This is a genomic window from Streptomyces sp. NPDC037100 (assembly GCF_055606225.1).
Window position 1 is genome coordinate 51774 of sequence record NZ_JBVJSX010000004.1, and the last position, 26241, is coordinate 78014.

A 26241-nucleotide genomic window follows, 5' to 3' on the forward strand; every position below is an offset into this window, starting at 1 on the left:
AGACAGGTGACGCCGGTTCGGCCGAGGCTCAGTCGGCCGAACCGGCGTCTTCGTGCATTCTGCACCACCCGGCCGTGAGGCGGGGCGGCAACGGGGGTCAGGGCGCCCCCTACACGTCCCTCGCGACGTCCTTGGCCCGGTAGCGGCGCATCTTCGCGCGGGCCCCGCAGACCTGCATGGAGCACCAGCGGCCGCGGCCGGCCGGGCTGCGGTCGTAGTAGGCCCAGTGGCAGTCGACGGCCTCGCAGGCCTTGAGGCGGGTCCAGGTGCCGGCGACCAGGGCCTCGGCGACGGCGGCGGCCACGCGTGCGTGCAGGGAACGGTCGTCGGCGGGGGCCAGCGCGGCCGAGCCGTCCGCCGCGTCGACGGTGACGAGGAGCGGGGCTTCGGCCAGGAGTACGCCGAGCGGGGTGACCTCGCGGTGCGGCGGGTGGCCGGCGTGGGCGAGCAGGGTCGCGCGCAGGGACTCGCGCAGGGCACGGGCCCGGTCGGTCTCGTCCGCGGTGATGCCGAGGCGCTCCCGGCCCTCGGGGGTGTCCAGCGCGTCGACGCCGGACTCGATGTCCAGCGTGTTCACCAGGGCCTCGACCAGGGTCAGGCCGCCGGGCGCGGGCGATCTCTCCGTCATGGCTGGACCGTACCTCTCGCGAATCCCCTTGCGAGGTTACCTCCAATGAGGGAGCATGCAGTAACGGTTACTGGTTACCCGCCTCTGCAGGTAACGCCGACTCCGAGGAGGAAGTCATGGCTCTCGCCAAGCTGGGTGTCGTCGTCCTGGACTGTCCCGACCCGCACGCGCTGGCCGGTTTCTACGCGGAGGTGCTCGGGGGCACGCCGACGGTGGAGACCGACGGGGACGACGTGTGGGTCGACCTGAAGGTGCCGGGCGGCACTCCCCTGGCCTTCCAGTCCGCTCCCGGACACGTGCCGCCGCAGTGGCCGTCACCCGACGGCTCGCAGCAGTTCCACCTCGACCTGGTGGTGGACGACCTGGACGCGGCCGAGAAGGGCGTGCTGGCCCTCGGCGCGAAAGCGCTGGACGCCGAGGACCGGAACCGGTCCTTCCGGGTTTACGCCGATCCGGCCGGGCACCCGTTCTGCCTCTGCGCCTGCTGACCTCTGGAGGTCCCATGTCCGCCGTGGCACGTTTCCGTTCCGTGGTCCTCGACTGCCCCGACCCCCGCGAGCTGGCCCGCTTCTACGCGCAGGTCGTCGGCGGTACGCCGGAGGAGGACGACGCCGACTGGGTGGTGCTGCGCGTCCCGGGCGGGCCCCGGCTCGCCTTCCAGCGCTCCCCCGGCTACACCGCCCCGGAATGGCCGCGGGCCGACCGCAACGCCCAGCAGTTCCACCTTGACTTCGACGCCGGGTCGACCTGGGACGAGATGGACGCGGCCGAGGAGCGGGTGCTGGCGCTGGGCGCGCGGGTGCTGGACAAGGAGGACGACGAGAAGAAGGACTTCCGCGTCTACGCCGACCCGGTGGGACACCCGTTCTGCCTGTGCCGGCTCGAACACGACTAGCCGAGCGGGACGCCTTCGAGCCGGGCACCGCGACCGACCCGAGCAGCACGCCCGGCGCACCCCGGCTCGAACACGACCAGCCGAGCGGAACACCTTCGAGCCGGGCATTGCGACCGACCCGAACAGCACGCCCGGCGCACCCCGGCTCGAACACGACCAGCCGAGCGGAACACCTTCGAGCCGGGCACCGCGACCGACCCGAACAGCACGCCCGGCGCGCCCGGTCCGACAAGCACGCCCGGGCCTGCGCGCCCGCTACCCGTCCAGCTCCGAGATCGTCGCCGTCGACGGCTCGCGGCGCTGCTGGGCGGCGCGGGCCGTGAAGTCGGCCCCCCGCAGGACGCGCTGGACGTTGCCCCAGGTCAGCAGGGCCACATCGGCCTCCTCCCAGCCGCGCCGCAGCAGCTCGGCGACCAGCCGGGGATAGCAGGAGGTGTCGGCGAGCTCCTGCGGGTGGGCCGCCCCGGAGTCGTAGGTGCCGGACAGGCCGACGCTGTGTGCTCCGGCCACGTCCCGGATGTGGTCGAGGTGGTCGGCGACATCACGGACGGTGGGGCCCGCTTGCTCGGCCGTCAGCGGCACCAGGCACAGCCCCTTGGCCGCGCCCAGCTCCGCCAGCAGGTCGTCGGGGAGGTTGGCGGGGTGGGGGCGCAGGCTCCGGGCCGCGGAGCGGCTGCACAGCACGGGAGACCGGGAGAGGCTCAGGGCCCGGCGCAGGGTCTGCGCGGAGGCGCCCGAGAGGTCCGCGATCACGCCGAGGCGGTTCATCTCGCGCACCACCTCCTCACCGAACCGGGTCAGCCCCGCGTCACTCGCCCAGGACACCCCGGTCAGGGTGAGGACCCGCAGCCCTAGCAGGTGCAGCTGGCGCAGGATACCGAGCGAGTCGCCCAGAGCCGGGGCACCGGCGGGCCCGAGGAGCACGGCGACGCGGCCGCAGTTACGGGCGTCCGCGACCTGCCCGGCCGTGCAGGCCGGCCGCAGACCCTCCTCGCAGGTCCGCACGATGGTCTTCGCCAGGTCCAGTTGCTCCAGGGTGGCACCGACGGCCCGGTCGGCGCCAAGGCCCTCGGGCAGGTGCAACGACCAGAACAAGGCACCCACATGGCCGCTGCGCAGCCGGGGCACGTCCGTGTCGACGGTGCTCTCGCCGTCCTCCAGGTCGTACCAGGACAGGCGCTTGAGCGCCCAGGGCAGTCCGTTGTAGCCGTCGGCGACGGGGTGGGCGGCGAGGATGGCGCGGGCCCGGGTCATGGGCGCGTCGTCCGGGTCGGAGACGGGCTCGTAGGGCTCCGCCGTGACAAGGCCCTCGTCGGGGTACGGCTCGGCCAGCTCGTCGAACTCGCCGGCGGCCACGGCGGCGGTGCGCAGGTCGTCCTGGAGATCTGCCATGGCGGCTCCGTACGGTCGTTCGTGAGGTACGGCCACCGTCGCACGGGGCGGGACGTGGTTCCTGGTGGGCGGGGCGTTCGGAGTACGGCGTCGGCACCGTCCCGGCAGCGGGTCGGCGAGCGCGGCCCGCCGCCAGACCAGCCGGGCCGGCTCCGCGTGCGCGGGTGCCCTCAGGGGAGCCGGGCGGCCTCGATCACCTCGTCCAGGTGTCCCGCGAGCGGACCGGGCCGGCGATCATCCGGTCGACGCGGGCACGCTCGGCGGTGAGGTCGCCGACCGGCTTCGGGGTGGCGACGAGGAACGCGATGCGCGAGTGTTCCCTCATGTACGCGGGCGGGGCGACCGGCTGCACCGACCGTCCCGCCCTCGACGCTCAGCCGATGGGCGCGTCCAGCGACTCGATCGTGGCGTTGGACGGTGGGCGGGTCGCCTGAAGCCCCCGGGCCACGTCCTCCGCCGCGTCCAGCACCCGGACCGCGTTCTTCCAGGTCAGCTTGGCCAGATCGGCCTTGGACCAGCCGCGGTCGAGCAGTTCCGCGAGGAGGTTCGGGTAGCCGGAGACATCGGCGAGGCCGTCGGGGGTGAAGGCCGTGCCGTCGTAGTCGCCGCCGATGCCCAGGTGGTCGATGCCGGCCGCCTCGCGCATGTGGTCCAGGTGGTCGGCCACCGTCGAGACCGTGGCGACCGGACGCGGGTGCCGCTCCTCGAAGGCACGGTGGACCTTCATGGCCTCCGCGGTGGTGTCGAGGTGGTGGAAGCCGTGGGCGCGCATGTTCTCGTCGGCCGCGGCCGTCCAGTCCACGGCCGCCTGGAGCACGAACTTCGGCACGAACGTCACCATCGCCATGCCGCCGTTGGCGGGCAGCCGCTCCAGGACGTCATCGGGGACGTTGCGCGGGTGGTCGCACACCGCTCGTGACGACGAGTGGGAGAAGATCACCGGGGCCGAGCTCGCGTCGAGCGCGTCCCGCATGGTCGTCGCCGCCACGTGGGACAGGTCGACGAGCATGCCGAGCCGGTTCATCTCCCGGACGACCTCACGGCCGAACGCGGTCAGACCACCGGCCTTCGGCTCGTCGGTCGCGGAGTCCGCCCAGTCGACGTTGTCGTTGTGGGTGAGGGTCATGTACCGCACACCGAGGCCGTACAGGCCGCGCAGGGTGCCCAGGGAGTTGGCGATGGAGTGGCCGCCCTCCGCCCCCATGAGGGAGGCGATGCGGCCCTCCCCGCGCGCGGCCTCCATGTCGGCCGCGGTGAGCGCGGGCCGCAGGTCCTCGGGGTGACGGGTCAGCAACTGGCGTACGCAGTCGATCTGTTCGAGCGTGGCCGCGACCGGGTCGGGCGAGTCCGTGCGGACGTACACCGACCAGTACTGCGCGCCGACCCCGCCCGCGCGCAGCCGGGGGATGTCGGTGTGCAGATGGGCGCTCTGGTCGGCGGCGATGTCCCGGGCGTCGAGGTCGTAGCGGACCTGCGCGCGCAGCGCCCAGGGCAGGTCGTTGTGGCCGTCGACGACCGGGAACTCACGCAGGAGTTCCCGGGCCGCCTCCTGGGCGGACATCGCCGTCACTTCCCCGCGCCGAAGCCGAAGCCGCCCGCGCCCTCGACCTTGGAACGCAGGCGCTTGCCCTTCTCGGTGGCCTGGTCGTTCAGCTCCTGCTGGAAGTCGCGCATCCGGCCGCGCAGTTCCTCATCGTGTGCGGCGAGGATGCGGGCCGCGAGCAGACCGGCGTTGCGGGCACCGGCGACGGAGACCGTGGCGACGGGGACACCCGCCGGCATCTGCACGATGGACAGGAGGCTGTCCATGCCGTCGAGGTACTTCAGCGGCACGGGCACGCCGATGACCGGCAGCGGGGTGACGGAGGCGAGCATGCCGGGCAGGTGGGCGGCGCCACCAGCCCCGGCGATGATCACCTTGAGCCCGCGGGCGTCGGCCTGCTCGCCGTAGGCGACCATCTCGCGCGGCATGCGGTGCGCGGAGACGACGTCGACCTCGTAGGCGATCTCGAACTCGTCGAGGGCCTTGGCGGCGGCCTCCATGACGGGCCAGTCGGAGTCCGACCCCATGACGATGCCAACAACAGGGCTCATTCGGTGATGGTGCCTCTCAGGTAGCCGGCTGCGTGACGGGCGCGCTCCAGCACGTCGTCCAGGTCGTCGCCGTAGGTGTTGACGTGACCGACCTTGCGGCCGGGCTTCACGTCCTTGCCGTACATGTGGATCTTGAGCTGGGGGTCGCGGGCCATGCAGTGCAGGTACGCGGAGTACATGTCCGGGTAGTCGCCGCCGAGGACGTTGACCATGACCGTCCACTCGGCGCGCGGGCGCGGGTCGCCCAGGGGCAGGTCGAGGACCGCGCGGACGTGGTTGGCGAACTGGCTGGTGACGGCGCCGTCCATCGACCAGTGGCCGGAGTTGTGCGGGCGCATGGCCAGCTCGTTGACGAGGATCCGCCCGTCGCGGGTCTGGAACAGCTCGACCGCGAGGTGCCCGACGACGCCGAGCTCCTTGGCGATGTTCAGCGCCATCCCGGAGGCCTCCAGGGCGAGGGCCTCGTCGAGGTCGGGTGCCGGGGCGATGACCGTGTCGCAGACGCCGTTGACCTGGCGGGACTCCACAACCGGGTAGGCGACGGCCTGGCCGTGCGGGGAGCGGACGACGTTGGCGGCGAGCTCGCGGAGGAAGTCGACCTTCTCCTCGGCGAGCACGGGGACGCCGGCCTTGAAGGGGTCGGCGGCCTCCTCGGCGGAGTCGACGACCCACACGCCCTTGCCGTCGTAGCCGCCGCGGACGGTCTTGAGGACGACCGGGAAGCCGTCGCCCTCAGCCGCGAAGGCGGCCACGTCCTGCGGATCGGACACGATCCGGTGCCGGGGGCAGGGAACGCCGATCGCGTCGAGCTTCGCGCGCATCACCCCCTTGTCCTGGGCGTGCACGAGCGCGTCCGGGCCGGGGCGCACGGGGATGCCGTCCGCCTCCAGGGCCCTGAGGTGCTCGGTGGGTACGTGTTCGTGATCGAAGGTGATCACATCGCACCCCCGGGCGAACTCGCGCAGCGTGTCGAGGTCGCGATAGTCGCCGACGACGACATCGCTCACGACCTGCGCAGCGGAGTCCTGCGGGGTGTCACTGAGGAGCTTGAACCTGATGCCCAGCGGGATGCCCGCCTCGTGTGTCATACGAGCGAGCTGGCCACCGCCGACCATGCCGACTACCGGGAACGTCACGCCCCCAGGGTATCGGCCGCGCCAGGGTGGCCGGTTTCCTGTCCCTCACCGGCCCCGCCCGGACCATCTCCGGCGGCCCACCGGCATCCGCAGGAAGATCGCGCGGGAGGGTGGTTAGCATGGCTGGATCGACGCCGACGACGGACGGGGGCCTGCACGACCATGGGACATGGTGTCTCCCGGCTCCGACGGGTCGTTCGCGAAGTCGCCAAGTTCGGCGCCGTGGGCGGTGCCGGGGTGCTGGTCAACCTCCTCGTCTTCAACCTCGTACGCCACACCACCGAGCTCCAGGTGGTCCGCGCGAGCGTCATCGCGACCATCGCGGCGATCGTCTTCAACTACGTCGGCTTCCGCTACTTCACGTACCGCGACCGCGACAAGAGCCGCCGTACCCGTGAGATGACCCTGTTCCTGCTGTTCAGCGCGATCGGCCTGGTCATCGAGAACGGCGTCCTGTACGCGGCCACGTACGGCTTCGGCTGGAACACCCCGCTCCAGAACAACGTCTTCAAGTTCCTGGGCATCGGCATCGCGACCCTGTTCCGCTTCTGGTCCTACCGCTCCTGGGTCTTCCGCGCGCTGCCCGCCCGGGAGCCCGTGCCGGCCCCTGTCCCGCGGACCGGTCCCACCGACCTGCCGAAGGCGAAGCAGCAGGTGCCGTAGCCCCCTGGGGCCTGTCGTTTGGGCCACGCCACAGACGCGGGGCCTGACACGCACATCTGCCGCGTTGCCGTCGGTTGCCGACTCCCCCACGCTCGGCCGCGCTCGCGTGGGAGGGGCCCCCATCGCGTCGACGCCCCCTCCGCCTTGCAGCCACACGCACCAGACCCCGCTCACCTGCATCGACCAGCACCGTGAGTCTCCTGTGGCCTGATCCGAACGGCAGGCCCTAGCGGACCATCGGCTCCTCGTCGTCCGTGGGCTTCTGCAGTGCCGTGCGGGACAGGAACAGGCCGAAGATTGGGGGCTTGGTCTGGAGCATCTCCAGGCGGCCTCCATCGGCCTCCGCGAGGTCGCGGGCGACCGCCAGGCCGATGCCCGTGGAGTTGCGGCCGCTGATCGCCCGTTCGAAGATGCGGGCGCCGAGGTCGGCGGGGACTCCGGAGCCCTCGTCCGTGACCTCGATGACCGCCTGGTTGCCGGTGACGCGGGTGCGCAGGGCCACCGTGCCGCCGCCGTGCATGAGGGAGTTCTCGATCAGCGCGGCCAGGACCTGCGCGACCGCGCCGGGTGTGCCCACCGCGCGCAGATGCCGCTTGCCGGAGCTGACGATCGCCCGCCCCGCGCTGCGGTACGCGGGCCGCCACTCCGCGAGCTGCTGCTGGATGACTTCGTCGAGGTCGAAGGAGACGGCGGAGCCGGTGCGCGGATCGCGGGAGTTCGTCAGCAGCCGCTCCACGACGTCCGTGAGCCGCTCGACCTGCGTCAGCGCGATCGTCGCCTCCTCCTTCACCGTGTCCGGGTCGTCGGTGAGGGTGATCTCCTCCAGCCGCATCGACAGCGCCGTGAGCGGTGTGCGCAGCTGGTGGGAGGCGTCCGCGGCCAGTCGGCGCTCGGCGGTCAGCATGCGGGCGATGCGCTCGGCGGAGCCGTCCAGCACGTCCGCCACCCGGTCCAGCTCGGGCACCCCGTACCGCTTGTGCCGGGGCCGTGGATCGCCCGAGCCGAGCCGCTCGGCCGTCTCCGCGAGGTCGGTCAGCGGGGACGCCAGCCGGTTCGCCTGGCGGACGGCCAGCAGCACCGCGGCCACCACCGCCAGCAGCGCGACCAGCGCGATGATCAGTAGCGTCCGCCCGACCTCGCGGGTCACCGACGAGCGCGGCTCCTGGACGGTGACCGTCTCGCCCTCCTCGCCGGGCGCGGTCGCGGTGATGACGTCACCTTCCGGCTTGTCGCCGACCTGGATGGGCGACTCGCCGGGAATGCGGATCACCGCGTAGTAGCGGTCCTGCGTGACCTGCTCGCGCAGCACCTCCGCGTCGACCTGCTGCGCCCCGAAGAGCCGGCTGTCGACGATGCTGGCCAGCCGGACCGCCTCGGACTCCACCCGCTCCTGGGCGCTGTTGCTGATCGTCCGGGTCTCGACGATGACGAGGGAGACGCCGAAGACGGCGATCACGACGAGCACCACGGCGAGCGTGGACTGGATCAGTCGGCGACGCATGTCCTGTTACCCGAGCCCGCCTCGCGGCTCAGCTCTTCTCGAAACGGAAACCCACACCGCGCACGGTGGCGATGTAGCGGGGGTTGGCCGCGTCGTCGCCGAGCTTCTTGCGCAGCCAGGAGATGTGCATGTCGAGGGTCTTGGTCGACGACCACCAGGTCGTGTCCCAGACCTCCCGCATCAGCTGGTCGCGGGTGACGACCCGGCCCGCGTCGCGCACCAGCACCCGCAGCAGGTCGAACTCCTTGGCGGTGAGCTGGAGCTCCTCCTCGCCCATCCAGGCGCGGTGCGACTCGACGTCGATGCGCACGCCGTGCGTGGCGGGCGGCTGCTGCGGCTCCGAGACGCCGCGCCGGAGCAGGGCCCGCACCCGGGCGAGCAGTTCGGCGAGCCGGAACGGCTTGGTGACGTAGTCGTCGGCGCCCGCGTCGAGCCCGACGACGGTGTCCACCTCGTCGGCCCGCGCGGTCAGGATGAGGATCGGGATGGCGTGGCCTTCGCCACGCAGCCGCCGGGCCACCTCCAGGCCGTCCATGCCGGGCAGGCCGAGGTCGAGCACGACCAGATCGACGCCACCCTGCAATCCGGCGTCGAGAGCGGCGGGTCCGTCCTCACGGACCTCGACCTCGTAGCCCTCCCGGCGCAGAGCACGGGCCAGCGGCTCCGAGATGGACGCATCGTCCTCGGCGAGCAGTACACGGGTCATGAGGTGATGGTAGACCTGCAACGCCCTGAGCTGGGGTGTGACCGGAACCCCTGATTCTTACCGTCGGCATGCACGGTTCTTACGTGCCTGAGGTAAGCGTAAGAACCTCCGTCCATGGGGTGGGATCGTGGAAAGGACCTTGGAAACGGGCGTGCGGTTCCCCCGACACCTGTGATCCGTGTCTCAAGTCCTTCCATATGGGTCGGTGTCCTGCCGTATGGTGAATCAACGCCTGTAGCACCATGGCGACCTTCAGAGGCCGTTTGCCCTGAGGGTCTCTTTTGTGTGCGGGCCGGTTCTCGCCGGCCCCAACGAGAAACGACCAGTAGCCGGGCCTCGTAGTGCGGCGACGCGCGTAGAGGCGTGGATCCCGGTGGCGACCGCCCACCGCTCCGTGACCCGGAGCGGACCCCCCGAAGGCGTCGGACGGACGGCCGTACCCACCGGTGCCGGCAGCCCCCACCGGGCGCACCACCGCTGCTGCGGGGCGCGTCCCGAGCAGCAAGGAACGACCATGGCGTCCAGCCTGACGAAGGACTCGGCCCGACCGGGCACCCCCGGTGCCGAGAAGACCTTCTTCGGCCACCCCCGCGGACTGGCTACTCTGTTCATGACCGAGATGTGGGAGCGTTTCAGCTTCTACGGCATGCGGGCCCTGCTCGTCGTCTACCTGCTCTCCGGCGGTCCGGACGCCAAGAAGGGCAGCATGGGCGGCGGTCTGGGCATGGACCTCGCCACGACGACGGCCATCTACTCGGTGTACCTGTCGATGGTGTACCTGCTCGCCATGCCCGGCGGCTGGCTCGGCGACCGCGTCTGGGGGCCGCGCAAGACGGTGGCGATCGCAGCCGTCACGATCATGGCGGGCCACCTGGTGCTGGCCCTGCCCGGCGGCCAGGCGCCCTTCTTCGCCGGTCTGGCGCTGGTGGCCCTGGGCTCGGGGCTGCTGAAGGCCAACATCTCCACGATGGTCGGCCACCTCTACGACGGACCGGACGACCCGCGCCGTGACGGCGGCTTCACCATCTTCTACATGGGCATCAACATGGGTGCCTTCTTCGCGCCGCTGATCATCGGCACCGTCGGCCAGCAGGTGAGCTGGCACCTCGGCTTCGGTCTGGCCGCGGTCGGCATGGGCATCGGCCTCGCCGCCTTCCTCATCGGCACCCGGAACCTCAGCCCGCAGAGCAACATCGTGCCCAAGCCGCTGGCGGCCGAGGAGCGCACGTCCTGGCTGCGCAAGGGCCTGCTGTGGCTGATCGCCGCGACCGTCTTCTACGGCGTCGTCGGTTTCACCGGCCACTTCACGCTGAACTGGGCGATGATCCCGCTGACGGTCATCGGCCTGGTCATCCCGGCCGGCGTGCTGATCCGCATCAAGCGGGACAAGGAGCTCAGCACGGTCGAGCAGTCGAAGATGACCGGCTACATCTGGTTCTTCGTCGCGGCCGCCGCGTTCTGGATGATCTACGACCAGGGCGGATCCACGGTCCAGGCGTTCGGTGAGACGAAGGCTTCCGGGTCGCTGCTCGGCTTCGACTTCCCTTCCTCCTGGTACCAGTCGCTGAACCCGGTGTTCATCATGGCGCTGGCCCCGGTTTTCGCCTGGTTCTGGCTGTGGCTGAACCGCAAGGGCAAGGAGCCGAGCACCGTCGCCAAGTTCGCCGCGGCGCTGTTCTTCATCGGGGTCTCGTTCTTCTTCTTCCTGCTGCCGCTGGGCATGGCCGGCGGCGAAACGCTGGTCAGCCCGATGTGGCTGGTGGGCATCTACCTGATCCAGACCGTCGGTGAGCTGTGCCTCTCGCCGGTCGGCCTCTCCGTGACGACGAAGATGGCCCCCGCCAAGTACGCCAGCCAGATGATGGGCGTCTGGTTCCTCGCGGTCACGGCGGGCGACTCGGTGACCGGTCTGCTCTCCAACCCGGCCGTCGGCGGCGTGGACCTGAGCGGCACCGGTGCGGTCGCCGTGGAGGCGGTGCTCGCCGTGCTCGCCGGTCTTGCGGTGTACATGTACCGCAGGAAGGTCAAGTCCCTGATGGGCGACGTCCACTGAGCGCGGCCGCCCGACTCCGGGAGAAGGGCCGTCACACCCCCGGGTGTGGCGGCCCTTCCTCATGTCCCGGTCGATCTCGGTGGATCGCCGTCCGGCGCGAACCAGGGCGTGGCGGAGGCCCGGCGGGCGGCCGGGGACGGCAGGCGGCGGGCCGGGCGGGCCCCGTCGCCCGGGCCACTGGGCGTGGCGGAGGCCCGGCGGGAGGCCGGGGGCGGCAGGCGGCGGGCCGGGCGGGCCGCGTGGCCCGGGCGACGGGGCCGTGCGTGGTCGATCACGGCCAGTCCGCCCCGCACCAGCGCCGCCGGTACGACCAGGAGGACGAGGACCCAGAACAGGGTCACGCCCCAGGGGCGGCCCACGCCCCAGGGGTGTTCGGCGAGCACCTTGCCGCCGTACTTCAGCGACACCGTGTAGTCGCCGTGCGCCCCGGCGCCGAGTTCCACGGGCAGCTCGATGCGAGCCTTGCCACCGGGCCGGATCGTGCCGCGCCACCGCTGCTCCTGCCACTGGGGGGCGAACACGCCGTGCGAGGTGCCGACCTGGAAGACCGGGTTCCGCACAGGGGACGTGCCGACGTTGCCGACGGTGACCACCAGGGTCCGGGAGGGCGGGGAGCCGAACCAGGTGAGCAGACCGCCGGAGCCCCGCAGCCGGGTCTCCGCGAGCAGGGACAGCCGTCCGCCGGCCGCTTCCGCGGGCAGCGGCTCGACCGCGTGTCCGGCGACCTGGAGGGCCGCGTCGGCCTCGGCCGCGGCTCCTGTCACGGTGGCCACGTGCACCACGCAGGGACATGGCACGGGCGGCTCCACGACGGGCAGTTCGCTGCGGAAGCGCCCGTCGGCGCCGGTCGTGACGGCCCGGCCGTCGGCATTGGCACAGGAATTGGTGCCGCCGGTCACGCCCCGACGCGGCTCCGCCTGCCCGCACACGAGCAGCGTCAGCAGGGCACGCGGCCGCCAGCCGCTGCCGCTGACCGTGACCGAACCGCCCGTGCCCGCCTGGGCCTTGGACAGCTCGACGGCGGGCCGGTCCACCGCCCCGACGGACGCGGAACCCGCCAGGACCAGCAGCGCCAGCAGCACCGGCAACGACACGTACGGAAGACGGACGGCGGACGGCATCGGCGGCTCCAGCGGTCGTACGGTGCCGGCGTGGGGCCGGACCGAGCGGCGTGCGGTCCTGCGCTGGTGCACCCGCCAGGCGGGTCGCGCGCTCAACGGCCCGCCCGTGCCCCCTGGTGGCGTCGTGTCAGCCACAGGGCACCTGCAGCGCCGGCGAGCAGGACGGTGCCGCCGAGGGTGCCGAGGGCGACGGCCGAGTCCTCGGGCCCGGTCTGCGGAAGTCCGGCGCCGGTGTCGGGGCCGGAGCCGCCGCCCTGGGCGGATCCGGTCGTGCCGCCGCCCCCCGCGGCCTCGACGTCGAGGGTGAGGGACGGGCCCGGGTCGTTCGTCGGCGTGCAGGTGGTCGTCGTGCCGAGCGCCTTGATGGTGAGCACGCCGGCCGTGAAGGTGACTTCGCCGCTCTTCTTCGGCGTGTACGTGCCGCTCAGGTCGCTGATCTTGATGGGCGTGTTGGCCGGGATGGCCGCGTCGTTGGCGGGGCCGGTCACCGACAGGGTGCCGCTGTCCGCGCCGCCCAGGGCGATGGTGGCGCTCGGCGTCATCGCGCCCTTGCCCAGTTCGACCGGGCTGGAGGAGACGCCCTTCTGCCAGGACATGGTGATCCGGTAGCCGCCTCCGCTCTTGACGCCCTTGATGTCGATGGGAGAGACGGCGCTCTTGTCGCCGATCGGTGTCTTGCACTGGTAGTTCACGTCGACGACCTCGGCCCGGGCGGCGGGGGCGGCCATCCACACCGCCGAGCCGGCCAGGGCCGCGGCGGACGCGAGCGCGGCGGTTCGTTTCCGGTACGACACGGTGCCGCTCCCCTTCCTGTTCCTGACGGCGTATCAGATCGGGCCGTCAAGGTACGCCCGGGGCCTTGAGGAGGGAAGACACAGCGCACGCCGGATCTGTGGGGGATCCGGCGCACTGAGCGACGTATGGGGGATGCGGCGCACTGAGCGACGTATGGGGGATGCGCGGCGGCGCCCCGCGGCAAGGACGGTCACCCGTTCGGACGCACGGCCGCGAGAGCACCGTGACCGAAAGGACACCGGGCGGGAGGTGAAGAAGCGTGCAGGCAGGTGCCCCTGTGATCACGCCGGTGCGCCCGGATCGAGCAGAGGCCCCCACGATCAGGCAGGTGCGCGCAGACCGGACAGAGACCCCGAGGATCAGGCAGGTGCGCGCAGACCGGACAGAGGCCCCCAGGATCAGGCAGGTGCGCGCAGACCGGACAGAGGCCCCCCAGGATCAGGCAGGAGCGCCCAGTTCTGCCCACACCGTCTTGCCGGAGGCTCCCGGCGTACGGACCACGCCCCAGTCCAGGCACAAGCGCTGGACGATGAACATGCCATGACCGCCCGGGCGTCCCGCGCGGTGCGGAGTACGGGGTGCGGGCTGGCCGGCACCCCGGTCGGCGACCTCGACGCGGATCACCTTGTTGTCGCAGGAGATCCGCAGCTGGTCCGGCCCCTCGGCGTGCAGGCAGGCGTTGGTCACCAGCTCGGAGACGACCAGCAGCACATCCTCGGCGGCGGCCCGCTGGTCGGCGGAGGCGGCGGGCAGCCAGCCCCACGCGTACAGCGCCTGGCGGGTGAAGTCGCGGGCCAGCGGAACGACGCCGCTCTCGTCCTCGAAGCTCAGCCGACGCACCTGCGGACCCCCCGGCGGCGACGCGGGCCCGGACGGCGCTCCCGCGCCCTCGCCGGACGCACCGGTCGCCGCTACGCCGCCCTCGGACGCCCCGGAAGCGCCGCTGGGATCCGGCCCGCGGTCGCCCGGCGGGTAAGGCCGGGTGGTGCTCATCAGCGCTTCACCTCACCGATTCACCAGTTCACGATTAAAAAAATTCACTACACAGTCAGTCACGCAGTGCGCGGCACGTCGGTTTCGTGGCGCCCCGGCCAGCCGGGTACCCGACAGGTTCAGGATGTCTCCTGCCCTGGGGGACCGACTGAACACCCATGTATTCCGCACGAAAGACGTGACAGGGCTGGGATACCGGTCACAGAGGGATCGCCGAGGCACCGCGCGCCGACGCACCGCCGGTCAGCCCGACTCGTCGGCCAGGGCCGCCTCGAGCGAGTCATGGACACTGAAGACCGCGTCCGCACCCGTGATCTCGAACACGCGCGCCACCACCGGCTGCATGCCGGCGAGCGAGACGCCGCCACCGGCGGCCTCCGCCTTCAGCCGCGCCCCGAGGAGCACATTGAGCCCCGTGGAGTCGCAGAACTCCAGGCGCGCGCAATCGATGACGAGGCGCTTGAATCCCTTGGCGAGGCAGTCCTCGAGTGGCTCACGCAACAGATCGGCGGTGTGGTGATCCAACTCACCCGCCGGGGTCACGACGGCACTAGAGCCCTCTTCCCGCACCTCCACCAGAAGCCGGCCAGACTGTGCGCTGCCGACCGTCCCGCGGTCCATGCCGTCTCTCTCTCCCGACGCCGAGGTGGTTGCTGACGACCTCGAACACTACGCCTTCTCAGCACGCTTCGACACCCGAACAACTACACACAAACGGACATATGCCCACAGAACGCACTTGCGGTGGGCTCGGGAAAGCGGGTAGGCCTAGTAAGGACACGTACCCGACACGGCCGGCTTTGGAGGCGCCGCACACCGCAGTGCACCTAACGGCTCCGGCAGCCATATGCCGAGAACGATGGAGGACACCATGTCACCCCGGCTCGACGGATCGCGTACCCACAAAGCGACGTCGACACCCCCTCCGGACCATCTGGATCCCATCGAGCAGGCCGAGATGCTCGTCACACAGGACGGCCTCCTCGCCGGACTTCCGGACATCCCCCCGTACGAGGAAGTCGACGCGGTCGACGCCCGGGCGCTGTCCAAGACCCTCTTCGAGCGTCTGGAGACGCTGGAGGAAGGGACCCACGAGTACTCGTACGTCCGCAACACCCTCGTCGAACTGAACCTCGCGCTGGTCAAGTTCGCCGCCTCCCGGTTCCGCTCCCGCAGCGAGCCGATGGAGGACATCATCCAGGTCGGCACCATCGGCCTGATCAAGGCGATCGACCGCTTCGAGTTGTCCCGCGGTGTGGAGTTCCCCACGTTCGCGATGCCGACCATCATCGGCGAGATCAAGCGCTTCTTCCGCGACACCTCGTGGTCCGTGCGCGTTCCGCGGCGGCTGCAGGAGCTGCGGCTCGACCTGGCCAAGGCCGGTGACGAGCTGGCCCAGAAGCTGGACCGCGCCCCGACGGTGACCGAGCTGGCCGAGCGCCTCGGTCTCTCCAGGGACGAGGTCGTCGAAGGCATGGCCGCGTCGAACGCCTACACCGCCTCCTCGCTGGACGCCCAGCCGGAGGAGGACGACTCCGAGGGCGCGCTCGCGGACCGCATCGGCTACGAGGACCACGGACTCGAAGGCATCGAGTACGTCGAGTCGTTGAAGCCGCTGATCGCCGAACTCCCGCCGCGCGACCGGAAGATCCTGTCCCTGCGGTTCGTCGCGGGCATGACCCAGTCGGAGATCGGCGAAGAGCTCGGCATCTCGCAGATGCACGTCTCGCGTCTGCTGTCGCGGACGCTGGTACGGCTGCGCAAGGGGCTGACCGTCGAGGAGTGATCCTCGACCCTGGTGTACGTGTCCCTCGGGGGCGGGCCGGACGGCCCGCCCCCGGGCGCGTGCCACCGTGGTCCCGGCGGCCTCTCAGGAGTTGAGGAACAGCGCCGCCGTCGGCAGCAGCGGGGCCGTGAGGCTCAGCAGCCAGTAGGTGTGCGGGGCGAGTGCCGTCCGGCGCCGGAGCGGCCTGTTGGCGAGCCACCAGATGAGGCCGTAGAGCGTGACGACGGGCACGACGATCACGAGCCAGAGGGCCATGCCGTCGTTCTCGGTGGGTTCCCGCACGGTCCAGCCGAGCTCGGCGAGCGGCCAGTTGGCCGCGAGGTACCACAGCAGCCAGAACGGCACCACGCCCGGGATCCCGAGCAGTACGTTCACCACGAGCGGTGCCGACCAGTGCTTCGCCCACCGTCCCCGCCCCATGTGTCCCCGCCCTCCTCTGCTGCCGGTCGTCCTCCGACGTGGCAGCGCATTGTCGCGGGCCGGTGATCACACCACGCGCTCTCCGCGCCGCCACACCCCGCTGACCAGCGGGACACCGGGCCGGTAGGCCAGGTGGACGTGGCTCGGGGCGTCGAGGAGCGTCAGGTCGGCGTACGCGCCCGGGGTGAGCCGGCCGATGTCGTCGCGCCGCAGGGCCGCCGCCCCGCCCGCCGTCGCCGACCACACCGCCTCGTCCGGGGTCATCCCCATGTCCCGTACGGCCAGCGCGATGCAGAACGGGACGGACGAGGTGAAGGACGAACCGGGGTTGCAGTCCGTGGACAGCGCGACGGTGACACCCGCGTCCAGCAGCCGCCGCGCGTCCGGCCACGCGGCCCGCGTGGAGAACTCGGCGCCGGGCAGCAGCGTGGCGACGGTGCGGCCGTCGGCCAGGGCGTCCACGTCCGCGTCCGTGAGGTGGGTGCAGTGGTCGGCGCTGGCCGCGTCGAGCTCGACCGCGAGCTGTACGCCGGGGCCGTAGGACAACTGGTTGGCGTGGATGCGGGGGTGCAGGCCCCTGGCCTTGCCGGCGGTGAGGATCGCGCGGGCCTGGTCGCCGTCGAAGGCGCCCTTCTCGCAGAAGACGTCGATCCAGCGGGCGTGCGGGGCGCAGGCGTCCAGCATCTCGCCGGTGACCAGCGCCACGTAGCCGGCCGGGTCCTCGGCGTGGTCCGGCGGGACGATGTGGGCGCCGAGGTAGGTGACTTCGTCGGTGTGGGCGGCGGCGATGCGCAGGGCGCGGGCCTCGTCCTCGACGGTCAGGCCGTAGCCGGACTTGGTCTCGAACGTGGTGGTGCCCTGGCGGAGGGCCTCGGCGAGGTAACGGGTGACGTTGGCCTCGAGTTCCTCGTCGCTCGCCGCCCGCGTCGCCGCGACGGTGGTGCGGATGCCGCCCGCGCTGTACGGCCGCCCTGACATCCGGGCGTTGAACTCCTGCGTCCGGTCGCCGGCGAATACGAGGTGGGAGTGGGAGTCCACGAAGCCGGGGACGACCGCCCGGCCGGCGGCGTCGACCCGATTGTCAGTGGCGGGTGCTTTGCTTCGATCACCGGTCCACACGACGCGGTCGCCTTCGATGGCGACGGCCGCGTCCTGGACCAGTCCCAGGGGGGAACCGTCACCGGAGGAGGGGTCGTTGGTGACCAGGGTTGCGATGTTGGTGATGAGCGTGCTTGCGGTGCTCGCGGAGTGGGCGGGGCTGACGGTCGTCGCGTTGCTCATGGCGTCCTTGGTGGCCTGGTCGGCGGTGGGGTCGGGTTCGGGGGCGGAGGCGGACCGCGCGGGCGGGCGGCCCGGGGTCATCCGCGCAGTGCTTCGACGGCGTCCGCGAGGGCCCGCGGCACATCCGGTACGAGGCAGTGGACCCCGTCCCGTACGACGTGCCGACCCGCCACGACCGTATGCGACACGTCCGCTGCCGACGCGGCGAATACGGCCGTCTCGGCCCCGAGCCGCGGAAGCGGCCCTGCCGTCCTGACCGAGTCGAGCGCGACGGTGGTGAAGTCGGCGAGCGCGCCGGTCTGCAGCGCCCCCGCCTCGTCCCAGCCGAGGGCCGCGTGGCCGTCGGGCGAGGCCGCCCGCAGCAGGGCCGCCGCCGTCCAGTGACCCCTGGTGCGGGTGCGCAGCCGCTCGTTCAGTTCCAGGGCCCGCGCCTCTTCGAGCAGGTCGATCACGGCGTGGCTGTCGGAGCCGAGACAGAGCGGTGAGCCCTCGTTCTGCAGGGCGGCGGCCGGCCCGATGCCGTCCGCGAGGTCCCGCTCGGTGGTCGGGCACATGCAGGTGCCGGTGCCGCTGCCGCCGAGGAGGGAGATGTCCTCGGCGGTGAGGTGGGTGTTGTGGACGCCGGTGGTGCGCGGCCCGAGGACGCCGTGCAGGGCGAGGAGCTGGGTCGGGGTGCAGCCGTGGATCTCCAGGCACGCCTCGTTCTCGGCGGTCTGCTCGGACAGGTGCACATGGAGCGGGGCCCGCCGGTCCCCGGCCCACCGCGCGACGGTCTCCAACTGCTCGGCCGGCACGGCCCGTACGGAGTGGATCGCCGCGCCGATCCGTGCGTGATCCCGTTCCTTGAGAAGTGAAGAGCGTGCGGCCCAGGCCTCGGCGTCCCCGTCGGAGAAGCGGAGCTGGGGGGTGGTGGGCGGCTGCCCGAAGCCGGAGGAGAGGTAGGCGGTGTCGAGGAGGGTGATGCGGATCCCCGCTTCGGCGGCGGCCGCGACGAGGGCCTCGCCCATGGCGTTGGGGTCGGCGTACGGGGTGCCGCCGGGGGCGTGGTGCAGGTAGTGGAACTCGCCGACGGCCGTGATGCCCGCCAGGGCCATCTCGGCGTACACCGCCCGGGCGAGGGAGTGGTAGCTGTCCGGCGTGAGGCGGGCGGCCGTGGCGTACATGACCTCGCGCCAGGTCCAGAAGGTGCCGGAGCCGACCTGGACGGTGCCGCGCAGGGCGCGGTGGAAGGCGTGGCTGTGGGCGTTGGCCAGGCCGGGCAGGGTGAGGCCGCGCAGCACCTCGGCGCCGGGCGGCGGGGCGGGGGTGCCGGTGCGGACGGCGGTGATGCGGCCGTCCTGGACGTCGAGGGCGACGCCCGGCTCGACATGCGTGGCGAGCCAGGCGTGCTCCAGCCAGTAGGTCCGCGGGGCTGCTGTCGTCACCTGCACGCCAGTCCTTCCAGTACGTCGGCGAGTGCGAGTACCCCGGCCACGCAGTCGTCCTCGCTCGCGGACTCGGCCGGGGAGTGGGAGACGCCGGTGGGGTTGCGCACGAACAGCATGGCGGTCGGGATGCTCCCGGAGAGGATCCCGGCGTCGTGTCCCGCGCCGGTGCCGAGGACGGGGACCGTGAGGCCGGTGTCGGTGCCGAGGATGCGGGCGAGTTCGTCGCGCAGGGCGTGGTCGAACTCGACGACGGGGGTGAAGGACTCGCGGACGATGTCGAGGTCGATGCCGTGCGCGTCCGCGTAACTCCGGGCCGCCTTCTCGATGCCGTCGACCACGGTGTCGAGGCTCACCTGGTCCTCGGCCCGGGAGTCGAGCCAGCCGCGCACCAGGGAGGGGACGGCGTTGACGCCGTTGGGCTCGACGGCGATCTTGCCGAAGGTGGCGACGGCTCCGGCGAGTTCGGCCTCGCGCCGGGCGGCGAGGACGGTCTCGGCGTAGGACAGCATGGGGTCGTGGCGGTCGGCGAGCCGGGTGGTGCCGGCGTGGTTGGCCTCGCCGCGGAAGTCGAAGCGCCACCGGCCGTGGGGCCAGATGGCGCTGGCGATGCCGACCCGGTCGCCGGACAGGTCCAGGGCCCGGCCCTGCTCGACGTGCAGTTCGACGAAGGCGCCGATGCGGGCGAGCCGTTCGGGGTCCGGCCCGATGGCGTCCGGGTCGTACCCGGCCGCTTCCATGGCCCGGGGCAGCGTCACGCCGTCGCCGTCGGTGAGGCGGTGCGCCTGCTCGCGGGTGAGCTGCCCGGCGGTGAGCCGGGACCCGACACAGGCGAGTCCGAACCGGGCGCCCTCCTCGTCACCGAAGTTCACGATGGCGAGGGGCCGGTCGAAGCGGGCGTCCCTGCCGCGCAGCTCGTCCAGCGCGGCGAAGGCGGACACGACTCCGAGGGGGCCGTCGAAGGCGCCGCCGTCGGGCACGGAGTCGAGGTGTGACCCGGTGACGACGGCGTCGCCCTCGGCAGGGTCCCCGAGCCAGGCCCACTGGTTGCCGTTGCGGTCGACCTCGTAGCGCAGCCCGCGGGCCGTGGCCTGCCCTTCGAACCAGGCCCGGCAGTCACCGTCGACGCCGCTCCAGGCGAAGCGCCGGTAGCCGCCGGAGCCGGGGTGCCGGCCGAGGGGGAGCAGCTCGCGCCACATCTGGTGGAAGGAACTGCCGGTGTCCTGGGTCACGCCGAGTCGCCTTCGCGCATCGGGACGCGGACGCCCCGCTCCCCCGCCACCGACTCCGCGATGTCGTACCCGGCGTCGACATGGCGGATGACGCCCATGCCGGGGTCGTTGGTGAGCACCCGGCGGATCTTCTCGCCCGCGAGTGCCGTGCCGTCGGCCACCGTCACCTGCCCGGCGTGGATCGACCGACCCATCCCGACGCCGCCGCCGTGGTGGAGGGAGACCCAGGACGCCCCGGAGGCGACGTTCACCATGGCGTTCAGCAGCGGCCAGTCGGCGATCGCGTCGGATCCGTCGAGCATGGCCTCGGTCTCGCGGTAGGGGGAGGCGACGGAACCGCAGTCGAGGTGGTCGCGGCCGATGACGACCGGCGCGGCCAGCTCCCCGCTCGCGACCATGTCGTTGAACCGCTCGCCGGCCTTGTCCCGCTCGCCGTAGCCGAGCCAGCAGATCCGCGCGGGCAGGCCCTGGAAGTGGACGCGCTCGCCGGCCATCTTGATCCAGCGGGCGAGGGACTCGTTCTCGGGGAAGAGGTCGAGGACCGCCTTGTCGGTCTTGGCGATGTCGGAGGCCTCGCCGGACAGGGCGGCCCAGCGGAAGGGGCCCTTGCCCTCGCAGAACAGGGGGCGGATGTAGGCGGGGACGAAGCCGGGGAAGGCGAAGGCCCGGTCGTATCCGGCGAGCTTGGCCTCGCCGCGGATGGAGTTGCCGTAGTCGAAGACCTCGGCGCCTGCGTCCATGAAGCCGACCATGGCCTCGACGTGCCGGGCCATGGATTCGCGGGCCCGGGTGGTGAAGCCGGCCGGGTCCTTGGCGGCGGCGTCGGCCATGTCCTCGAAGGCGGTGCCCAGCGGCAGGTAGGCCAGCGGGTCGTGGGCCGAGGTCTGGTCGGTCACGATGTCGATGGGGGCGCCCATGGCGAGGAGCTGCGGGACCAGCTCGGCGGCGTTGCCGAGGACGCCGATGGACAGGGGCCGGCGGGCGTCGCGGGCCTCGGTCGCCAGCCTTAGCGCGTGGTCGAGACCGTCGGCCTTCACATCGAGGTAGCGGTGCTCGATGCGCCGCTCGATGGCGCGCGGGTCGCAGTCGACGCAGATCGCCACACCGTCGTTCATCGTGACGGCGAGCGGCTGGGCGCCGCCCATGCCGCCGAGACCGGCGGTGAGGGTGATGGTGCCGGCCAGCTTCCCGCCGAACTTCTTCGCGGCGACGGCGGCGAAGGTCTCGTAGGTGCCCTGGAGGATGCCCTGGGTCCCGATGTAGATCCAGGAGCCGGCGGTCATCTGGCCGTACATGGTCAGGCCGAGCTGTTCGAGGCGGCGGAACTCCTCCCAGTTGGCCCAGTCGCCGACGAGGTTGGAGTTGGCGATGAGAACGCGCGGGGCCCACTCGTGGGTCTGCATGACGCCGACGGGGCGGCCGGACTGGACCAGCATGGTCTCGTCCTGCTTCAGGCCCTTCAGCGTGCGCACCATGGCGTCGAAGGAGCGCCAGTCGCGTGCCGCCTTGCCGGTGCCGCCGTAGACGACGAGCTTGTCGGGATGCTCGGCGACCTCCGGGTCGAGGTTGTTCTGCAGCATCCGCAGGGCGGCTTCCTGCTGCCATCCCAGGGCGCTCGGTTCCGTGCCGCGCGGCGCTCGGACGGGGCGGGGTCCTGACATGGTCTGCCTCCTGGTGGGTGCTCCCGGCGGAATGTTGCCGCTTCTATTCACATCCTGACCTCATGAATAGAGCTAGTCAATACGTCGGGGCGTCGGCGCGGCGGTGCCGTGGATGTTTGGCTGGATGCATGGGCGCACACATCGAGGCGGAAGAGCCGGACGGTACCGGGGCCGGGCGGGCGGCCCGGCGGGACGAGGCGGTGCGGGCCGCCGTGGAACAAGGACTGCTCGGGCCCGGCAGCCCCGTCGTCGGGCTGCTGGACGTCGTCGGCATCCGGGAGTCGGCGGCGCAGCTGCGGGCGGCGTTCGAGGCGGTGTCGGCGCCGGGCACGCCCGTGTTGCACGCCTTCGCGGTGAAGGCGACCCCGCTGGTGCCGGTGCTGCGGCTGCTGCGCGAGGAGGGCGTCGGTGCGGAGGTCGCGAGCCCGGGTGAGCTGGCCCTGGCTCGGGCTGCGGGCATGCCGTCGCAGATGACGGTGCTCGACTCGCCCGCGAAGACGCCGGCCGAGCTGCGCGAGGCGCTGGACCTGGGTATCGCCGTCAACGCGGACAATCCGCAGGAGCTGGAGCGCATCGACTCCCTGATGCGGTCGCCGACGAGCCGCTCTCCCCTTGGAATCCGGGTGAATCCGCAGGTGGGCGGTGGTTCCATCGAGGCGCTGTCCACGGCGACGGCCACCTCGAAGTTCGGGGTGGCGCTGCGCGACGAAGGCGCCCGGGAGTGGGTCGTCCAGGCGTATCTGGACCGGCCGTGGCTGACCCGGCTGCACGCGCACACCGGGTCCCAGGGCGTCCCCCTTGCCCTGATGGCACGGGGCGTGGCGGAGACGTACGCGCTGGCGGAGGAGATCAACCGGCGGGCCGGGCGGCGGCAGGTCGACACACTCGACATCGGCGGCGGCCTGCCGGTGAACTTCGCGTCGGAGGAGACGAACCCGAGCTACGCGCGGTACGCGCGGCTGCTGGCCGATCAGGTGCCGGGGCTGTTCGACGGGCGGTACGGGCTGGTCACCGAGTTCGGGCGGTCACTGCTGGCCAAGCACGGGACGGTGGTGGCACGGGTCGAGTACGCGAAGGCCTCCGGCGGTCGGGCGGTGGCCGTGACGCATGCCGGGGTGCAGGTGGCCGCACGGACGGTGTACGCGCCGGGGAGCTGGCCGTTGCGGATCTCCGCGTATGACGCGAAGGGGCGGCCGAAGGAGGGACCGGTGGTGGTGCAGGACGTCGCGGGGCCGGCCTGTTTCGCGGGGGACCTGCTGGCCGAGGGGCGGTCCATGCCGCTGCTGGAGCAGGGGGACTACGCGGCGGCGCTGGACACCGGCGCGTACTACTTCGCGCATCACTACGGCTACAACTCGCTGGTGCGGCCCGGGGTGTACGGCTTCCTGCCGGGCGGGCGGTTCGCGGTGGTGCGACGGGCGCAGACCGTGGAGGAGGTCGTGGCCGAGTCGGGTGGGGCGCAGCTGGACGCGTTGACGCGAACGCCGGGGGAGATGCCGTAGGAGTCCGGCCGCGCGTGCACTGTGGCTTGTCGCGCCCACGCGGCAGAGCCGCACATCGATACAGCCCCGCGCCCCCGGGGGCAGCGCGCCGCCGCCGGATGACGGCAGCGCCAAGGGCAGTTCCGTAAGAGTCCGGCCGCGCGTGCGGGATCGCCTGTCGCGCGCGCCCACGTGGCAGAGCCGCACATCGTTGCAGCCCCGCGCCCCGGGGGCAGCGCACCGCCGCCGGATGACGGCAGCGCCAAGGGCAGTTCCGTAAGAGTCCGGCCGCGCGTGCACTGTGGCTTGTCGCGCCCACGTGGCAGAGCCGCACATCAATACAGCCCCGCGACCCCGGGGACAGTGCACCGCTGTCGGATCACACCAGTGCCGGGGATTTCCTTCGTGCGCCTCCCGGTGCGGCGTCTCCCGCTGCGATGCCCGTGCTGCGGTACGCCCTCACCCGTTTGCCGGCCGGGTGGGCCGCTCCCCCACGCAGCCAGTCGACGCGGACCCACAGCAGCGCTTCCCCGGCCCGCTCCCGGCGGCCCAGCCAGGCCGACTTCAGCCACAGGCCCGCGCCGCAGCCGGCCAGGAGCATGCCCCCGGCCGCCGGGGCCGCGAAGCCGCTGCCCAGGGCGGCGAGGAAGGCGAGGAGGAGCCACCAGCGGTGTCCTCGGCGCCAGTTGCGTACCGTGACCGCGCGGTCCTGGAGTACGTCGTGCCTTCCGGCCCGGGACGCCGAGGCGGCCAGGGCCACGTAGCGCTTGCGGCGGCCGTAGGCCACGGCGGCCGTCGCCAGGACGAAGAGGGCCGCTCCGGCCAGGACGCCGATGCGGCGTCCGGTCAGGCCCGGTGCGAGCAGGCCGATGCCCGCCGCGAGTACGCCCAGCCACCACAGCGGGGCCGCCCCCGCCCGTACGACGACGGCCACCCGGGCCAGTCCCTGTCCTCCACGCGTCACTTCCAGCCTCCGTCCGGTCTCCGAAGCCTTGGGGAGCCGTAGGTTAGCGACGCAATGTGAGACGAGTCTGAGAAGCCGCGCGGCGTGCCGTCAGTCGACGAACAAGCCCCGCGCCGCCGCCTTCGCGTCGAACTCCTCCAGACGGGACTGCGCCTGGGGCAGGTCGTCGCACATGGCCTCCAGCAGCACCCGGCCGAGCAGCATCGGCGCACAGGCCGTGTCGAATGCGAGGCCGGTGCCGACGGCGGCGGGGAGCAGCAGGTCGGACACCTTGGCGACGGGTGCGAAGGCGGAGTCGGCGACCGTGACGACGGTCAGCCCGGCCTCCTTGGCGTAGGCGAGGGCGTCGACGACCTCGCGGGGGTGCCGGGGCAGCGCGAAACAGAGCAGTGCGCTCGCGCCGGCCCGGACGGCGGCGTCGATGCGGTCCTGGAGCATCGTGCCGCCCTCGCCGAGCAGCCGTACGTCGGGATGGACCTTGGCGGCGAAGTAGGCGAAGCCGCTCGCCTGGGCGGCGGCCGCCCGCAGACCGAGGACGAGGAGGGGGCGGGAGGCCGCGAGGAGGCGTCCCGCGCGCTGCACGGGCGCGGGGTCGGCCAGCGCCTCCGCCAGGTGCCGCAGGTTCTCGATCTCGGCCTCGACGGCCTGCTGGTACTCGTTGTGGGCCCCGGCGTCCTCGGCCTGTTCGGCGGGAGCGACCTCGCGCAGATGACGGCGCAGGGCGGGGTAACCGTCGAAGCCGAGGGCGACGGCGAAGCGGGTCACGGACGGCTGGCTGACCCCGGCCAGCTCGGCGAGCTCCACGCTCGACAGGAACGGCACGTCGGCGGCGCGCCGCACCATGCTGTGCGCGATGCGCCGCTGGGTCGGCGTCAGCCGGTGGCCCTCGAAGAGCGCCTGCAGCCGCGCGGCAGGGCTGTCGGTCACGCTCATGACGTGCTCCCCCTCGCCTATTCAGTAGCTGAGGATTCTGCATGAGCATATGCAGAGCGGCAAGCCGGACCGGAAGACGGCGGTCACAGTGGACTGCCCGCGGTACGTGTGAGCCAGACCCATGAGCGGACGGTCGACGCCCAACGGCGATGGCTGGACATCGCGTACGGCCGGGCATCTCCTGCCCTGGGAGGCGTAAGCGCGTCGGCAGGAGTTGGTTCGCGGCATTTCGCACGTGTGTGATCTTGCTTCGGCTCGGCCTGCCGAAGGTCTTGAGGCGTCTTCCGGGGGATGCCCGACCGGCGCAGCCGGGGTCTGCTGGAGGTACGCGTCAAGCGCGGAACGCACCATGGGGCGTCATCTGTTGCGGGCTCGTGCGCGACTCTCGTGGCCACAGCCCGAGCTGAAGCCGGCACGCAGATGAGCCTGGCCTGACAGCAGCCGCCGATCACTACGGACAGCGGCATGAACCCGGGGCCCGCCTACCCTCGAGTCCGGTCAGACACGGCACGGGCCACCTGCATCGAGGTGATGCGCCGTCACCTTCGACTCGGCCGTACGCGAGGCGGGGTCGAGGCCGGGTCCGACGACCTCGCGTACGCCGCTGTCGATCAGCGCCGTCACGCCCCCTGCTTGGCGTCGATCTCGGCGATCAGAGCCTCGATGCGGGTCTTGATCGCGTCGCGGATGGGGCGGACGGCGTCGACGCCCTTGCCGGCCGGGTCCTCCAGGGCCCAGTCGAGGTACTTCTTGCCCGGGAAGACGGGGCAGGCGTCGCCGCAGCCCATGGTGATGACGTAGTCGGACGCCTGGACGGCCTCAGTGGTCAGGACGGTCGGCTTGGCGTCGGCGATGTCGACGCCCACCTCCTTCATGACCTCGACGGCCGAGGGGTTGACCTGGTCGCCCGGGACGGAGCCGGCGGAGCGGACCTCGATCCGGTCGCCCGCGAGGTGGGAGAGGAATCCGGCAGCCATCTGGGAACGCCCGGCGTTGTGGACGCAGACGAACAGCACGGAAGCGAGCGGGCTGGAGGACATCGGTTCATCCTTCGTCGGTGAGTCTTGCGGGCTTGCGGTCTT

The 26241-nt window shown here is 72.0% G+C and carries 27 protein-coding genes; 6 read left to right on the forward strand and 21 right to left on the reverse strand.

Features of this window, described 5'->3' with window-relative positions:
- Positions 1-109 precede the first annotated feature (109 nt).
- Positions 110-628, reverse strand: coding sequence for a CGNR zinc finger domain-containing protein (locus ACZ7EG_RS14445; protein ID WP_471077237.1), 519 nt, complete (start codon positions 626-628; stop codon positions 110-112).
- A 116-nt stretch (positions 629-744) separates the two neighbouring features.
- Here ACZ7EG_RS14445 and ACZ7EG_RS14450 point away from each other — a divergent pair, with 116 nt between their 5' ends.
- Positions 745-1116 carry a VOC family protein gene (locus tag ACZ7EG_RS14450; RefSeq protein WP_471077240.1) on the forward strand — a complete coding sequence of 124 codons (372 nt, stop codon included), beginning with the start codon at positions 745-747 and terminating at the stop codon, positions 1114-1116.
- Positions 1117-1130: 14 nt separating this feature from the next.
- Complete coding sequence (locus tag ACZ7EG_RS14455) at positions 1131-1523, forward strand: VOC family protein (RefSeq protein WP_471077243.1); 393 nt, start codon at positions 1131-1133, stop codon at positions 1521-1523.
- 255 nt (positions 1524-1778) lie between these two features.
- On the opposite strand, the gene ACZ7EG_RS14460 is transcribed toward ACZ7EG_RS14455, so the two are convergent.
- From ACZ7EG_RS14460 to ACZ7EG_RS14480, 5 genes are all read right to left on the reverse strand, one after another.
- Positions 1779-2915, reverse strand: coding sequence for a dipeptidase (locus ACZ7EG_RS14460; RefSeq protein WP_471077246.1), 1137 nt, complete (start codon positions 2913-2915; stop codon positions 1779-1781).
- A 193-nt stretch (positions 2916-3108) separates the two neighbouring features.
- Complete coding sequence (locus ACZ7EG_RS14465) at positions 3109-3240, reverse strand: hypothetical protein (RefSeq protein ID WP_471077249.1); 132 nt, start codon at positions 3238-3240, stop codon at positions 3109-3111.
- Positions 3241-3288: 48 nt separating this feature from the next.
- A complete protein-coding gene (locus tag ACZ7EG_RS14470) occupies positions 3289-4476 on the reverse strand; it encodes a dipeptidase (RefSeq protein WP_471077252.1) in 1188 nt (395 codons plus the stop codon).
- Positions 4477-4481: 5 nt separating this feature from the next.
- Positions 4482-5009, reverse strand: a complete 528-nt coding sequence (gene purE, locus ACZ7EG_RS14475) for a 5-(carboxyamino)imidazole ribonucleotide mutase (protein WP_107092465.1) — start codon at positions 5007-5009, stop codon at positions 4482-4484.
- On the reverse strand, positions 5006-6145 hold the full coding sequence (locus ACZ7EG_RS14480) for a 5-(carboxyamino)imidazole ribonucleotide synthase (RefSeq protein WP_471077256.1): 1140 nt from the start codon (positions 6143-6145) through the stop codon (positions 5006-5008). The genes purE and ACZ7EG_RS14480 overlap by 4 nt, the downstream gene beginning before the upstream one ends.
- A gap of 162 nt (positions 6146-6307) precedes the next feature.
- Between ACZ7EG_RS14480 and ACZ7EG_RS14485 the strand changes: the two genes are divergently transcribed.
- Entirely contained in the window at positions 6308-6808 is a 501-nt protein-coding gene (locus ACZ7EG_RS14485) for a GtrA family protein (protein ID WP_471077259.1), read from the forward strand.
- Between the two features lie 226 nt (positions 6809-7034).
- Here the strand turns inward: ACZ7EG_RS14485 and ACZ7EG_RS14490 are convergent, their stop codons facing one another.
- Entirely contained in the window at positions 7035-8309 is a 1275-nt protein-coding gene (locus tag ACZ7EG_RS14490) for an ATP-binding protein (protein WP_471077262.1), read from the reverse strand.
- A 28-nt stretch (positions 8310-8337) separates the two neighbouring features.
- Positions 8338-9015 carry a response regulator transcription factor gene (locus ACZ7EG_RS14495; protein WP_471077265.1) on the reverse strand — a complete coding sequence of 226 codons (678 nt, stop codon included), beginning with the start codon at positions 9013-9015 and terminating at the stop codon, positions 8338-8340.
- 514 nt (positions 9016-9529) lie between these two features.
- On the opposite strand from ACZ7EG_RS14495, the gene ACZ7EG_RS14500 reads away from it, so the two are divergent.
- Entirely contained in the window at positions 9530-11068 is a 1539-nt protein-coding gene (locus tag ACZ7EG_RS14500; protein WP_471077268.1) for a peptide MFS transporter, read from the forward strand.
- 59 nt (positions 11069-11127) lie between these two features.
- Here the strand turns inward: ACZ7EG_RS14500 and ACZ7EG_RS14505 are convergent, their stop codons facing one another.
- The 4 genes from ACZ7EG_RS14505 to ACZ7EG_RS14520 all read right to left on the reverse strand — a co-directional run bounded on the left by ACZ7EG_RS14505 (position 11128) and on the right by ACZ7EG_RS14520 (position 14598).
- A complete protein-coding gene (locus ACZ7EG_RS14505; protein WP_471078773.1) occupies positions 11128-12189 on the reverse strand; it encodes a hypothetical protein in 1062 nt (353 codons plus the stop codon).
- A gap of 92 nt (positions 12190-12281) precedes the next feature.
- Positions 12282-12983 (reverse strand): LPXTG cell wall anchor domain-containing protein, encoded by a 702-nt coding sequence (locus ACZ7EG_RS14510; RefSeq protein ID WP_471077271.1) that lies wholly within the window; start codon positions 12981-12983, stop codon positions 12282-12284.
- Between the two features lie 439 nt (positions 12984-13422).
- Positions 13423-13977, reverse strand: coding sequence for an ATP-binding protein (locus tag ACZ7EG_RS14515; protein WP_471077274.1), 555 nt, complete (start codon positions 13975-13977; stop codon positions 13423-13425).
- A gap of 243 nt (positions 13978-14220) precedes the next feature.
- The gene (locus ACZ7EG_RS14520; protein WP_031102780.1) at positions 14221-14598 is read right to left on the reverse strand and encodes an STAS domain-containing protein; all 378 of its coding nucleotides are present in this window, start codon (positions 14596-14598) and stop codon (positions 14221-14223) included.
- 250 nt (positions 14599-14848) lie between these two features.
- Between ACZ7EG_RS14520 and ACZ7EG_RS14525 the strand changes: the two genes are divergently transcribed.
- Positions 14849-15763: an RNA polymerase sigma factor SigF gene (locus ACZ7EG_RS14525; protein ID WP_471078776.1), complete on the forward strand. Its 915-nt coding sequence runs from the start codon at positions 14849-14851 to the stop codon at positions 15761-15763.
- An 84-nt stretch (positions 15764-15847) separates the two neighbouring features.
- On the opposite strand, the gene ACZ7EG_RS14530 is transcribed toward ACZ7EG_RS14525, so the two are convergent.
- The 5 genes from ACZ7EG_RS14530 to hutU form a co-directional block, all read right to left on the reverse strand.
- Positions 15848-16183: a hypothetical protein gene (locus tag ACZ7EG_RS14530; protein WP_471077277.1), complete on the reverse strand. Its 336-nt coding sequence runs from the start codon at positions 16181-16183 to the stop codon at positions 15848-15850.
- A gap of 66 nt (positions 16184-16249) precedes the next feature.
- Entirely contained in the window at positions 16250-17545 is a 1296-nt protein-coding gene (gene hutI / locus ACZ7EG_RS14535) for an imidazolonepropionase (protein WP_471077280.1), read from the reverse strand.
- Complete coding sequence (locus ACZ7EG_RS14540; RefSeq protein WP_471077283.1) at positions 17542-18894, reverse strand: formimidoylglutamate deiminase; 1353 nt, start codon at positions 18892-18894, stop codon at positions 17542-17544. The genes hutI and ACZ7EG_RS14540 overlap by 4 nt, the downstream gene beginning before the upstream one ends.
- Entirely contained in the window at positions 18885-20087 is a 1203-nt protein-coding gene (locus tag ACZ7EG_RS14545) for an allantoate amidohydrolase (protein ID WP_471078779.1), read from the reverse strand. The genes ACZ7EG_RS14540 and ACZ7EG_RS14545 overlap by 10 nt, the downstream gene beginning before the upstream one ends.
- Before the next feature lie 29 nt (positions 20088-20116).
- Entirely contained in the window at positions 20117-21781 is a 1665-nt protein-coding gene (gene hutU / locus ACZ7EG_RS14550) for a urocanate hydratase (RefSeq protein ID WP_471077286.1), read from the reverse strand.
- Positions 21782-21909: 128 nt separating this feature from the next.
- Between hutU and ACZ7EG_RS14555 the strand changes: the two genes are divergently transcribed.
- The gene (locus ACZ7EG_RS14555; RefSeq protein WP_471077289.1) at positions 21910-23283 is read left to right on the forward strand and encodes a type III PLP-dependent enzyme domain-containing protein; all 1374 of its coding nucleotides are present in this window, start codon (positions 21910-21912) and stop codon (positions 23281-23283) included.
- 358 nt (positions 23284-23641) lie between these two features.
- Here ACZ7EG_RS14555 and ACZ7EG_RS14560 read toward each other — a convergent pair whose 3' ends face one another.
- The 4 genes from ACZ7EG_RS14560 to ACZ7EG_RS14575 all read right to left on the reverse strand — a co-directional run bounded on the left by ACZ7EG_RS14560 (position 23642) and on the right by ACZ7EG_RS14575 (position 26199).
- Positions 23642-24226 (reverse strand): hypothetical protein, encoded by a 585-nt coding sequence (locus tag ACZ7EG_RS14560; protein ID WP_471077292.1) that lies wholly within the window; start codon positions 24224-24226, stop codon positions 23642-23644.
- A gap of 90 nt (positions 24227-24316) precedes the next feature.
- Positions 24317-25159, reverse strand: a complete 843-nt coding sequence (locus tag ACZ7EG_RS14565) for a MurR/RpiR family transcriptional regulator (protein WP_471077295.1) — start codon at positions 25157-25159, stop codon at positions 24317-24319.
- 498 nt (positions 25160-25657) lie between these two features.
- Complete coding sequence (locus ACZ7EG_RS14570) at positions 25658-25783, reverse strand: hypothetical protein (RefSeq protein WP_471077298.1); 126 nt, start codon at positions 25781-25783, stop codon at positions 25658-25660.
- Positions 25780-26199 (reverse strand): arsenate reductase ArsC, encoded by a 420-nt coding sequence (locus ACZ7EG_RS14575; RefSeq protein ID WP_471077301.1) that lies wholly within the window; start codon positions 26197-26199, stop codon positions 25780-25782. The genes ACZ7EG_RS14570 and ACZ7EG_RS14575 overlap by 4 nt, the downstream gene beginning before the upstream one ends.
- Positions 26200-26241 lie beyond the last annotated feature (42 nt).

Excerpts from the sequence above, each read along its gene's own strand:
- ACZ7EG_RS14470 (WP_471077252.1), bottom strand. The coding sequence starts at position 4,476 with ATGTCCGCCCAGGAGGCGGCCCGGGAACTCCTGCGTGAGTTCCCGGTC.
- ACZ7EG_RS14505 (WP_471078773.1), bottom strand. The coding sequence starts at position 12,189 with ATGCCGTCCGCCGTCCGTCTTCCGTACGTGTCGTTGCCGGTGCTGCTG.
- ACZ7EG_RS14555 (WP_471077289.1), top strand. The coding sequence starts at position 21,910 with ATGGGCGCACACATCGAGGCGGAAGAGCCGGACGGTACCGGGGCCGGG.
- ACZ7EG_RS14520 (WP_031102780.1), bottom strand. The coding sequence starts at position 14,598 with ATGGACCGCGGGACGGTCGGCAGCGCACAGTCTGGCCGGCTTCTGGTG.
- hutU (WP_471077286.1), bottom strand. The coding sequence starts at position 21,781 with ATGTCAGGACCCCGCCCCGTCCGAGCGCCGCGCGGCACGGAACCGAGC.
- ACZ7EG_RS14575 (WP_471077301.1), bottom strand. The coding sequence starts at position 26,199 with ATGTCCTCCAGCCCGCTCGCTTCCGTGCTGTTCGTCTGCGTCCACAAC.
- ACZ7EG_RS14500 (WP_471077268.1), top strand. The coding sequence starts at position 9,530 with ATGGCGTCCAGCCTGACGAAGGACTCGGCCCGACCGGGCACCCCCGGT.
- ACZ7EG_RS14485 (WP_471077259.1), top strand. The coding sequence starts at position 6,308 with ATGGGACATGGTGTCTCCCGGCTCCGACGGGTCGTTCGCGAAGTCGCC.
- ACZ7EG_RS14495 (WP_471077265.1), bottom strand. The coding sequence starts at position 9,015 with ATGACCCGTGTACTGCTCGCCGAGGACGATGCGTCCATCTCGGAGCCG.
- ACZ7EG_RS14545 (WP_471078779.1), bottom strand. The coding sequence starts at position 20,087 with ATGTGGCGCGAGCTGCTCCCCCTCGGCCGGCACCCCGGCTCCGGCGGC.
- ACZ7EG_RS14445 (WP_471077237.1), bottom strand. The coding sequence starts at position 628 with ATGACGGAGAGATCGCCCGCGCCCGGCGGCCTGACCCTGGTCGAGGCC.
- ACZ7EG_RS14515 (WP_471077274.1), bottom strand. The coding sequence starts at position 13,977 with ATGAGCACCACCCGGCCTTACCCGCCGGGCGACCGCGGGCCGGATCCC.
- ACZ7EG_RS14455 (WP_471077243.1), top strand. The coding sequence starts at position 1,131 with ATGTCCGCCGTGGCACGTTTCCGTTCCGTGGTCCTCGACTGCCCCGAC.
- ACZ7EG_RS14465 (WP_471077249.1), bottom strand. The coding sequence starts at position 3,240 with ATGAGGGAACACTCGCGCATCGCGTTCCTCGTCGCCACCCCGAAGCCG.
- ACZ7EG_RS14450 (WP_471077240.1), top strand. The coding sequence starts at position 745 with ATGGCTCTCGCCAAGCTGGGTGTCGTCGTCCTGGACTGTCCCGACCCG.
- ACZ7EG_RS14490 (WP_471077262.1), bottom strand. The coding sequence starts at position 8,309 with ATGCGTCGCCGACTGATCCAGTCCACGCTCGCCGTGGTGCTCGTCGTG.
- ACZ7EG_RS14530 (WP_471077277.1), bottom strand. The coding sequence starts at position 16,183 with ATGGGGCGGGGACGGTGGGCGAAGCACTGGTCGGCACCGCTCGTGGTG.
- ACZ7EG_RS14525 (WP_471078776.1), top strand. The coding sequence starts at position 14,849 with ATGTCACCCCGGCTCGACGGATCGCGTACCCACAAAGCGACGTCGACA.
- ACZ7EG_RS14460 (WP_471077246.1), bottom strand. The coding sequence starts at position 2,915 with ATGGCAGATCTCCAGGACGACCTGCGCACCGCCGCCGTGGCCGCCGGC.
- purE (WP_107092465.1), bottom strand. The coding sequence starts at position 5,009 with ATGAGCCCTGTTGTTGGCATCGTCATGGGGTCGGACTCCGACTGGCCC.
- hutI (WP_471077280.1), bottom strand. The coding sequence starts at position 17,545 with ATGACCCCGGGCCGCCCGCCCGCGCGGTCCGCCTCCGCCCCCGAACCC.
- ACZ7EG_RS14565 (WP_471077295.1), bottom strand. The coding sequence starts at position 25,159 with ATGAGCGTGACCGACAGCCCTGCCGCGCGGCTGCAGGCGCTCTTCGAG.